This is a genomic window from Mangrovicoccus sp. HB161399 (genome assembly GCF_013184745.1).
Classification (GTDB): Bacteria; Pseudomonadota; Alphaproteobacteria; order Rhodobacterales; family Rhodobacteraceae; genus Mangrovicoccus.
In genome coordinates this window covers 1-851 of sequence record NZ_JAATVU010000268.1, presented here as the reverse complement: position 1 = coordinate 851, position 851 = coordinate 1, and the positions used below count along the sequence as shown (strand labels likewise).

The 851-nt window shown below is 68.2% G+C and carries 2 protein-coding genes; both read right to left on the bottom strand.

What is annotated here, in order from left to right; all coding sequences use genetic code 11:
- Positions 1 to 598, bottom strand: a 598-nt coding sequence (locus tag HCC78_RS32815) for an IS66 family transposase zinc-finger binding domain-containing protein (protein WP_172332854.1), incomplete at its 3' end; no start/stop codon positions are given.
- A gap of 58 nt (positions 599 to 656) precedes the next feature.
- Positions 657 to 851 (bottom strand): IS66 family insertion sequence element accessory protein TnpB (tnpB, locus tag HCC78_RS32810; RefSeq protein ID WP_172332853.1); only part of this gene is annotated, 195 nt, incomplete at its 5' end.

Sequence of the window (851 nt, the reverse complement as noted above, 5' to 3'; positions counted from 1 at the left end):
TCTCGAACAGGATCGTGGCCAGAAAGTTCGGACCGGCCCAGCCCCGCGGCGTGGCATGGAACGGCGCGGGCGCCTGGCTGATCTTCTCGCAATCCCGGCAGGTGAACTTCTCGCGGACGGTCTGGATCACCTTCCATTGCCGGGGAATGACCTCCAGCGTCTCGGTGATGTCCTCGCCCAGCTTCGCGATCCGGACCGAGCCGCAGCACGCGCAGGCGGCCGGCGCCTCGATCACCACCCTCTCGCGCGGCAGGTGCTCCGGGAACGGCTTCCGCGCCGGGCGGCGGCGCTCGAAAGCGGCGACTGTGCTGGTTTTCCCCGCCTTCCCGGCGGCGATCGCGTCCTCGGTGGCAGAGGCCTCGAGCTCCTCGAGCTGCAGCTCCATCTGGTCGATCAGCCTGGCGCGGCGCTCGGAGCTGTGCCCGTACTGGGCGCGGCGCAGCTTGGCGATCTCAAGCCGGAGGTGCTGGATCGCGGCCTCGGCCGCCGAGACCAGGCCGCGCGCGCCAGCCAGTTCCCGTTCGGCCATCTCTGCACGCGTCTCCGCGGCCGCGAGGGCGGCACGCAGGCGGGCGATTTCGGCAGCGGCATCGGTCATGGCAGAATCCTACCACGACCACCGTGCGGACAAAGGAAAATCGTCCGAAGTCAGACAGTTACCCCACCTTCCACGGCCTCTGCGTCCAGCGCGGATTGCGCCAGTCGATCCCTTCAAGAAGATAGCCGAGCTGCGCTGCCGATATCGCCACGGACGTGCCGCCCTCGCTGACCGGCCAGATGAACTTCCCGGCCTCCAGCCGCTTGGAGTAGAACGACATGCCGACCCCGTCATGCCACAAGATCTTCAGGAG